Source organism: Devosia sp. (assembly GCF_030689745.1).
GTDB classification, from domain to species: Bacteria; Pseudomonadota; Alphaproteobacteria; order Rhizobiales; family Devosiaceae; genus Devosia; species Devosia alba.
Window position 1 is genome coordinate 1 of sequence record NZ_JAUYGL010000185.1, and the last position, 8,677, is coordinate 8,677.

Annotated in this window: 7 protein-coding genes; 5 read left to right on the plus strand and 2 right to left on the minus strand. The window is 63.4% G+C overall.

Going from position 1 to position 8,677, the window contains the following annotated elements; genetic code table 11:
• Positions 1-227 precede the first annotated feature (227 nt).
• Together Q8O80_RS16305 and Q8O80_RS16310 are read left to right on the plus strand one after the other, a co-directional pair.
• Positions 228-1,874 (plus strand): DapH/DapD/GlmU-related protein, encoded by a 1,647-nt coding sequence (locus tag Q8O80_RS16305; RefSeq protein WP_305581145.1) that lies wholly within the window; start codon positions 228-230, stop codon positions 1,872-1,874.
• Positions 1,871-2,506 (plus strand): ThuA domain-containing protein, encoded by a 636-nt coding sequence (locus tag Q8O80_RS16310; protein WP_305581147.1) that lies wholly within the window; start codon positions 1,871-1,873, stop codon positions 2,504-2,506. Before Q8O80_RS16305 ends, Q8O80_RS16310 begins: the two co-directional genes overlap by 4 nt.
• Positions 2,507-2,526: 20 nt before the next feature.
• On the opposite strand, the gene Q8O80_RS16315 is transcribed toward Q8O80_RS16310, so the two are convergent.
• Positions 2,527-3,255 carry a methyltransferase domain-containing protein gene (locus Q8O80_RS16315; protein ID WP_305581149.1) on the minus strand — a complete coding sequence of 243 codons (729 nt, stop codon included), beginning with the start codon at positions 3,253-3,255 and terminating at the stop codon, positions 2,527-2,529.
• A gap of 115 nt (positions 3,256-3,370) precedes the next feature.
• Here Q8O80_RS16315 and Q8O80_RS21620 point away from each other — a divergent pair, with 115 nt between their 5' ends.
• The 3 genes from Q8O80_RS21620 to Q8O80_RS16330 are packed head-to-tail and all read left to right on the plus strand — an operon-like array spanning position 3,371 to position 7,961.
• Complete coding sequence (locus Q8O80_RS21620) at positions 3,371-3,796, plus strand: DUF2892 domain-containing protein (protein WP_371136228.1); 426 nt, start codon at positions 3,371-3,373, stop codon at positions 3,794-3,796.
• Positions 3,797-3,807: 11 nt separating this feature from the next.
• Positions 3,808-4,773, plus strand: coding sequence for an efflux RND transporter periplasmic adaptor subunit (locus Q8O80_RS16325; RefSeq protein ID WP_305581151.1), 966 nt, complete (start codon positions 3,808-3,810; stop codon positions 4,771-4,773).
• A complete protein-coding gene (locus Q8O80_RS16330) occupies positions 4,770-7,961 on the plus strand; it encodes an efflux RND transporter permease subunit (protein WP_305581153.1) in 3,192 nt (1,063 codons plus the stop codon). The genes Q8O80_RS16325 and Q8O80_RS16330 overlap by 4 nt, the downstream gene beginning before the upstream one ends.
• Positions 7,962-8,011: 50 nt before the next feature.
• Here the strand turns inward: Q8O80_RS16330 and Q8O80_RS16335 are convergent.
• The coding region (locus tag Q8O80_RS16335) for a sulfite exporter TauE/SafE family protein (RefSeq protein ID WP_305581157.1) at positions 8,012-8,677 on the minus strand (666 nt) is incomplete at its 5' end.

The following is an 8,677-nucleotide window of genomic DNA, read 5'->3' on the forward strand; positions in this document are numbered from 1 at the left end:
GAGCCGGCACTGCTGGAGCGGTTGGCATAGTGGGCTTGATCCAGCCTCATCCACCGGCCGGCACCTCCCCCTCGACGGGGGAGGTTGGGAGGGGGTGTTGAGAGCCACTATATCGGGGCTAACCGCCCCCCACCCTTGATCCCTCCCCGCAAGAGCCTGCACTCGGGCGCGCCAGAGCGCGATCCGGGTGGGAAGGGTGTCGACTGAGATATTTGAGCTGGTGAGCAATGAAACCGCATATCGCTGAAAATCCCCAGGTCACGGGCCATGCCGAACACGAGGCGCGACTGCAGTTTCTGACCTGGGACCGCACACAAGCCGATATCGAGTCGCCGGAACATCGGGCGCGGCAGGCTCGTCTTGCACAAGCGGCGGGCGCCAGATTCCACCCCACCTCCTATGTGGCGGCGGCGGCGGCTATTTTTACCAGCCATCTGGTGCTGGGAGAGCAAAGTTGGATCGCCGGGCATGCGCTGGTGCGCGGCGATGTGGAGTTTGGCGCGCATACGACCGTCAATCCCTATGCGATGATCTCGGGCAAGGTGCGCTGCGGCGACGGGGTGCGGATTGCCAGCCATGTGTCGATCGTAGGGTTCAACCACGGTTTTGACGATCCGAGCGTGCCGATTCATACGCAAAGGCATGAAAGCCTCGGCATCACCATCGAGGACGATTTGTGGATTGGGGCCACTGCGGTGGTGCTAGACGGGGTGACTGTCGGCAAGGGCGCGGTGATCGCCGCCGGGGCGGTGGTCAGCCGGGACGTACCGCCCATGGCGATCGTCGGCGGGGTGCCGGCCAAACTGGTGCGCTATCGCGGGCAGGTGGCGCGGAAAGACAGCGCTTCAATCCTGGCGCGGTTAGGCGAGGCCGCCGGGGCGCAGGTGCAGGATGTGCTGGCGGCCTATCGTGAGGGTGGGGACTATGTGTCGCGCGAGGCGGATGGACAGGTGCGGCGCAGCGCCCGGCATCGCAATGATGCGATCGAGCTGGCGGCGGGGTTCGACACCTTGCCCGAGGGGCTGGACGTGGCGGCGACGCTGAGCGAACTACAGGCCCTGCAGGACATAAAAACCGGGTTGTTTCCCGACCCATATCGGCCGGTGGAGGCCGGGCGGGCACTGCGCGATGACGGGTTGGCGCTCTATAATGTGCTGTCGGTGGGCTATGCCATCGAGGCGCTGGGCGGAAAGCCGCTGCACCCGATCGCGACGGTGGAGCTGGAGGCGCCGGCGCTATGCGAGTGGCTCGAGGGGCTGACCTGGCGCGAGCGTGCCTGGGGGGCGGGGGCGGCGGTGGATGCCATCGGCACGGCGCTTTATTTCAATGCGCGGTATTTTACGACGGGGCGGGCGCGGGAGACGCTGTTCGGCTGGCTGGCGATGCAGCAGGACCGAGCAACCGGGCTGTGGGGCTCGCCGACCGCTGACGAAGGGTTGTTGCAGCCGGTCAATGGCTTTTACCGACTGACGCGCGGCACCTATGCCCAGTTCGGCCTGCCCGTACCCAATGCCGAGCGGGCCATCGACTCGGTGCTGCTGAACTATCGCAACTATGGCGGGTTTGCGGGGCCGCGCTATACTGCCTGCAACCTGCTCGACACCGTGCACCCGCTGCTGCTGTGTCTCAGGCAGACCGACTATCGGCGGGCGGAGGCCGAGGCGATTGCGCATGCGGTGATCGGCCGGGCCGAGGAGCGCTGGGTGGCGGGTGAGGGCTTTGCCTTTGCCGACGGGCAGGCGCCGAGCCTGCAGGGCACGGAGATGTGGCTATCGGTGGTGCATCTGGCGGCGGCGCTGCTGGGGATTGCCGATGCATTTTCCTTCGTGCCCAAGGGTGTGCATCGGACGAAAGCGGTGGGGTTGGGGCTATGAAGAAAGCACTGATTGTCTGGGGCGGGATGGCGCTGCATACGCCGGAGCGGGGCGCCCATGTGGTGCGCGAGCTGCTGGAGGCCGAGGGATTTTCGGTGACGGTGACGCCGGATTATGACGCGCTGGGCGCGGCAGATGTCGGCCGCAACGACCTCATCGTGCCGGTGATTACCGATGGGGTGCTGGCGCCCGATAAGATGGACAATCTGGTCGCGGCGGTGCGGGCAGGGACGGGGCTGGCGGGCTACCATATGGGGCTGGCGACGACGTTCCGCTCCAGCGTGCCGTTCCGCTACATGGCCAGCGTTTACTGGGTGCAGCATCCGGGCAACATCATTCCCTATCGGGTGGAGATAGGCGATGATCCATTGCTGGCCGGGATCGACAGCTTCGAGCATACGAGCGAGCAATATTACCTCAATTACGATCCGGCAGTCGACGTGCTGGCGACGACGACGTTTTCGGGGGAATTTCATCCCTGGCGTAAGAATGTGGTGATGCCGGTGGTGTTCACGACCATGCATGACCGCGGTCGGGTGTTCTATTCCTCACTTGGGCATACAGCCGATGAGCTGGCCGATGGGCCGGTGCGGGAAATCCTGCGGCGCGGGCTGCTCTGGGCGGCGAGGTAAGCCCCGGTGGATGGCCCCTCTCAGTGCTCTTGCTGCTGCGCTGCCTCGGCCTGGCGCCGCAGCACTTCGGATTCCGGCAGTGCATTGGCATAGGCCAGTTCGCGATTGGCGCGGGCCCAGAAGCTGGGATGGACCGTGTCGAGCAAGCCCGGATCGGCGGGCAGGAGGCCCAGCGATGTGCGGGTCGCCTCGTTCAGATAAAGCACCACATTCTGCCGGTACCACGCCGGTATCGCCTCATCGGTCCAAATCGCGGGGCGAATGACATCGTGCGCGGTATAACGGTGGTGGGCGAAATGGCCGGCCCACCAGCTTTGCCATTGCTCGTTGCGATGGCCGACGCCGCCCTGGCCGGGAATGGCGGCGCTGAAGAGAACTGCCGGGGCGAGGGCGACGAGATCGGCGACGAAACTGGCGGCCCGGGCGGGGGAGAGGTGTTCGGCCACTTCGAGCGAGAGGGCGAGATCGGTGCGGGGGGCGGTGAAACGCTGCTCGAGATCGCGGGGGGTAAAGGCAATGCGGGGATCATCGAGCATGGTGGGCGTGACCCAGTCGCCCTCGATGCCGAAGGCCGTGTCGGCGCCCAGTTCAAGCGCGGCGGCGAGCCAGGTGCCGGTGCCGCAGCCGATGTCACTGACGCTGGCGCGGGGCAGACCGGCGGGCAGTTTGCCAAGGATGTGGCGGGCGGCGTGAGCGGTGTGGGCGCGACGGTTTTCGTAGAAGCCGATGGGGTAGAGCGAGGCTGTCATCTTGAGGCCGATCGATGGGTCTGTCGGCAGCCTATGCCGGGAGGGGAGCCGGCGCCAGACGCCGCAACTGAAACCGGAATCCTGGAGGCGGATCGACGCTCTGCGTGATCATGCTGTGCGCGATGCCGCCGATCTCGACCGTTACGCGCTCCACCGCTCAGAACAATTCCAGCGGTTTTGCCAAACCCTGGCGCGGCGGCTTTTTGGGCGGCCCAAGCGCGGAGCCGTCAAACTCGCCAGCAGGCAATCGTGCCCGGAATCTGGAAATCGTCGTTATGCCCTTCCTTTCGGCCGACAATCCCCCTATACATTCGCAAATTCGAATATACGGAGATGCAAAATGTCGATGGGTCGTGCTGTGCAGGTGTTCGCCGGAGCCATGATTCTGGTGTCAGTTCTGCTGACTGAATTTGTCTCGCAGCACTTCCTCTGGTTCACCGTGTTCATCGGGTTGAACCTCATACAATCCGCATTCACGGGCTTCTGCCCTGCCACGCGGGTTTTCAAGGCACTGGGAATGAAGTCGGGTGGCGTGTCTTGAGTACCTTAACAATGAAAACGCCGCTGTTGTTCGGTTTCCTGTTGGCCTTGGCACTGCCGGGATCTGCCAATGCTGGTTCAGTGGTGCTTGCGCCAGTCGCTGTGCCGGAGTGGAAGTCGGTCTATGGACAGGTTGAGGCTCGCAACTCCATCCCGGCACGCGCCCGGATCGGGGGCACACTGGTGTCGCTCACGGTCACGGAAGGCGATGATGTGACCGCCGGGCAGGTGATGGGGACAGTGCGCGATGACAAGACCGCGTTTCAGGTCACCGCCCTGGAGGCGCAACTTGGGGCGCTGGTGGCGCAGCTGGAAAATGCGGAGTCTGAACTTTCGCGTGGGCAGACGCTGGTCGACAGGGGCGTCACCACGACCCAGCGTCTTGACCAGTTGAGCACGCAGGTCGACGTCGTGCGCAACCAGATCGCCGCCATCGAGGCCCAACGCCAGGTTGTCCTGCAGCAGGAATCGGAAGGGGAGGTCATCGCCCCGGCCGATGGCACGGTGCTGGATGTGCCCGTCACCCAGGGCGCTGTGGTCATGCCTGGCGAGGCGATCGCCACCATCGGGGGCGGGGGCATCTATCTGCGTCTGGCCATTCCCGAACGGCACGCCCCCATGCTCGAGCAGGATGCACAGCTACAGATCGAGACTGGCACCACAACAATGACGGGACAGCTCGACAAGATATATCCGCGGATCGAAAATGGCCGTGTGGTGGCCGATGTGGCCGTCGATGCGCTGCCAACGACGTTTTTTGGCGCCCGGCTTCTGGTGCGCGTGCCGGTGGGCGAGCGCCAGGCGCTGATGATCCCCGCAGCCGCAGTGGCAACCCGCTTTGGTACTGATTTCGTTCAGGTCAAGACTGCTGATGGCACAAGCGAACGCGCCGTGGTGCTTGCCCAGCGCGACGATGACGACGACGCGGTAGAGGTTCTGACCGGGCTTGCGGCAGGTGATGAGGTCGTCACGCCATGAAGCTGGGTATTGCTGGTAACCTGACACGGACCTTCATTGGCTCCGCGCTCACCCCGCTGTTTCTGCTGGCGGCCCTGGCCGTCGGGCTCGTCGCGCTCGTCACGCTGCCGCGCGAGGAAGAGCCGCAGATTTCCGTTCCCATGGTGGATATCCTGCTGCAGGCGCCCGGCCTCAAGGCCGAGGATGCCGTCAAGCTTGTCACCGAGCCGCTGGAGACGATTGTCAAAGGCATTGATGGCGTCGAGCATGTCTACTCCCAGACGCGCGACGATGCGGTCATGGTCACCGCCCGCTTTGTGGTGGGCACGTCCTCGGACGCCGCCGTGCTGCGGGTGCATGAAAAGGTCCAGGCCAATGCCGACCGCATGCCGGTTGGTATTCCCGAGCCCATGATTGTCGGTCGCGGCATCGACGATGTCGCCATTGTCTCGCTCACGCTGTCGGCAAAGCCGGAGGCCATTGGCCGGCTGACGCCCAATGATCTGACACGGATTGCACGCGAGCTTCGCACCGAGATAGCCAAGGTTGACGATGTCGGGTTGAGCTATCTGGTGGGCGAGACGGGTGAAGCCATCCGCATTGCGCCCAACCCGGAAAGGCTGGCGCTCTATGGTGTTACCCTGCAACAGCTCTCCGGCAAGGTGACCAGCGCCAACCGCTCCTTTTCCACCGGGCTGGTGCGTGACAAAGGTCAGCAGATCGAGGTCGTTGCCGGCGAAACCCTGCAGACACCCCTGGAGATCGGCAACCTGCTGCTCACCACCCGGGATGGCCGGCCGGTTTATGTGCGTGACGTGGCCGATATTGCCTTTGTTACTGACACCGCCGACATGCACGTCTCGACCGTAACGCGCGCCGCCGATGGCACATCGCTGCGGTCACCCTCGGTCACCCTGGCCGTTGCGAAACGGGCGGGTTCCAATGCGGTCACCGTCGCCGAAGCCATCCTGCACCGCGTCGAAGCCGTGGAGGGAACCCTTATCCCCGAGGATGTCGCGGTCGAGATCACGCGCGACTACGGCGAAACGGCCAACGAGAAGGCGAACGAGCTCCTGTTCCATCTCGGGCTGGCAACGCTGTCGATCATCGTGCTGGTCTGGGTTGCCATCGGCTGGCGTGAGGCCATGGTGGTGGCCGTCGTCATCCCGGTCACCATTCTGCTCACCCTGTTTGCTGCGAAGGTGATGGGCTACACGCTCAATCGCGTGTCCTTGTTCGCCCTGATCTTTTCGATCGGCATCCTGGTCGATGACGCCATCGTGGTGATCGAGAACATTGCTCGCCACTGGGGGATGGGCGATGGACGAAACCGCCGCCGCGCGGCCATTGAAGCCGTGGCGGAAGTGGGAAACCCCACCATCGTGGCCACCCTTACGGTGGTTGTGGCCTTGCTGCCGATGCTGTTCGTGTCGGGCATGATGGGCCCCTATATGAGCCCGATCCCGGCAAATGCTTCAGCGGCCATGATCTTTTCGTTCTTCGTGGCGGTGATCGTTACGCCCTGGCTCATGCTCAAGGTCGCCGGCTCGGCGCCCGTGCATGCGCACAAGAACACTCACGGCCCGGGCGGTTTGCTGGGGCGGGGCTATATCATGGTTGCGCGGCCGATCCTTTCGTCAAAGGCCGCGAGCTGGAGCTTTCTCATTGTCGTGGGCATCTTGACCCTGGCGTCGCTGGCCTTGTTCTACACCAAGGACGTGACGGTCAAACTGCTGCCATTTGACAACAAATCCGAGCTCGCCGTGACGATTGACCTGCCCGAGGGTGCCTCGGTCGAGGCGACCGACGCCATTGCACAGGCGGTTGCCGACGTGGCGATCGCCATGGAGGAGGTGCTGTCGGTCCAGACCCATGCCGGCACGGCAGCGCCATTCAACTTCAATGGCCTGGTGCGCCATTCCTATCTTCGCGCCGAACCGCAACTGGGCGATGTTCAGCTCAATCTGACACCCAAGGGTGAACGCGCGCGTTCGAGCCATGAAATTGCGCTGGATCTGCGGGATCGCATTGCCAAGCTGGCAACGCCGCCGGGCACCTCGCTCAAGGTTGTCGAGCCACCACCGGGGCCGCCCGTCATGGCCACCTTGCTGGCTGAAATCTACGGCCCGGATGCCGAAACACGCCGCTTGGTTGCAGCCAAAGTGGAAACGGCGTTCCGCTCCGTCCCCTTTGTCGTGGATGTCGACAACTCCTATGGAACGCCCGCCCGGCGGATCCGGACAACGATCTCGACCGATAATCTGGACTTTTTCCATGTCGAGGAAGGCGATGTCTTCGATACCATCGCCATTCTGAACAATGGCAGCACGGTGGGCTATTCCCATCGTGGCGGCGGTCGGACGCCGATTCCAATCCGCATGGAACGCGACAAGGCGGACAAGGTGATCGATGAGCGCTTCCTGTCGACCCCGATCCCGGCCAATGTTCTGCCTGGCGACCGCGGCGTGGTTGAGCTTGGCGACGTCGTCCAGATCAAGGAAGAAACCGCTTCCTACCCGGTGTTTCGTCACAATGGGCGGTCAGCAGAAATGGTGACGGCCGAGCTGGCGGGCACCTTTGAGGCCCCCTTGTACGGCATGCTCGCCGTTCAGGCGGCGCTTGATGCCCAGGACTGGACCGGGTTGAGCAAACCCGAGATCGCGTTGCATGGTCAGCCGACGGACGAGACAAAGTCGACCCTGCTCTGGGATGGGGAATGGGAGGTTACCTGGGTAACCTTCCGCGACATGGGCGCGGCGTTCGGTGTGGCGATCCTGGGCATCTATATTCTGGTGGTCGCCCAATTTGGATCGTTCAAGATACCGCTGGTCATTCTGACCCCGATTCCCTTGACATTCATCGGAATCCTGGTCGGTCACTGGCTGTTCAAGGCGCCGTTTACCGCCACCTCGATGATCGGGTTCATCGCCCTTGCGGGGATCATTGTGCGGAACTCGATCCTGCTGGTCGACTTCGTCACCAACACGGCCACGCCGGACCGGCCGCTGACCGAGGTGCTGATCGAGGCTGGTGCCGTCCGCTTCAAGCCGATCCTGCTCACCGCACTTGCGGCCATGATCGGTGCGGCGGTGATTCTCACCGATCCGATCTTTCAGGGCCTGGCGATATCGCTGCTGTTCGGGCTCGCCTCATCGACGCTGCTCACCGTCCTGGTGATCCCGGCGATCTATCGGGTCCTGCGAACCTAGCGAACAGGTTCCAATTTGGCGCAAGGGCTCACGGGCCCTTGCGCCAGGGTTCAGGGCAATAGCGCCGCCCAAAGCATGCGGATGGCCAGGCCTGCGAGCAGCAGCATGATCAGGCGGTCGAAAACCTGGCGGGACAGGTGTCTGGCGACAAATGAGCCGACAGGCATGCCCAACAGCAAGGGTAGCAAGGCGAGGCAGCTGAGCATGAACCCGTTCGGGGTCAGGATCCCGGCAAAAGCCAGCACGGGAAGTTGCACCGAAACAAAGGTCACGAAAAGCAGCGATACCGTGTTGATGAACACACGGCGCTCCAGCTGCATGGCATTGATGAAACTCAGCGAAACCGGGGCCGAAATGCCCGCCGATCCCTGGATCACCCCGCTGGCGAAACCAAAAGGGGCCGCCAGCCAGCGTGCGTGAACCATATCGAGCTGCCAATTGCTCTTGAACAGGCGCAGGGCCAGATAGAGCAGCACGGCCACGGCAACAAAGAGCGACAGCGTACGCGAATCCAGGCTGGCCAGAACCCAGGTGCCGAAAGTCACGCCAGCAGATGCCGCAATCAGAAATGGCACAAGGAAATTGGGTCGGAGGTGATGCCGCCGATGCTGCCACACCTGCATCAGATTGGTGATCAGGTTCGGCACGGTCATGATCACGATGGCGAAGCGCACATCATGGAAGGCCGCCAGGGCCGGAATCGCCAGGATGGGCGC